At 71.8% G+C, this 241-nt stretch carries 1 protein-coding gene; it reads right to left on the bottom strand.

The genetic code is table 11. The annotated features are described in order from the left end of the window. Positions 1-241 (bottom strand): beta-galactosidase (locus KVS71_RS18430; protein WP_217585259.1); only part of this gene is annotated, 241 nt, incomplete at both ends.

Here is a 241-nt window from a genome sequence, read left to right as displayed (position 1 = left end):
GTGCCGTCCTCGCCGATCGGGGCGTCGGAGTCGTAGCTGGTCACCGTGGGCTGCAGCACGAGGTCGTCGTTCGCGCCGTTCCACAGGCCGAAGTTGGTGCCCCCGTGCGCCATGTAGAGGCTGACCGAGCCGCCCTCGTCGTGGAGCTCGCGGATCGTCCCGCCCATGCTGTCCGCCGGCCGCACATGGTGCCGCTCCCCCCAGTGGTCGGACCCGCCGCCCCCGAGCTCGCTGCACATGA

This window comes from Microbacterium sp. GbtcB4, assembly GCF_019091465.1.
GTDB classification, from domain to species: domain Bacteria; phylum Actinomycetota; class Actinomycetes; order Actinomycetales; family Microbacteriaceae; genus Microbacterium; species Microbacterium paraoxydans.
Note: the sequence above shows the minus strand (reverse complement) of the source record. Positions and strands in the feature narration are given on the sequence as shown.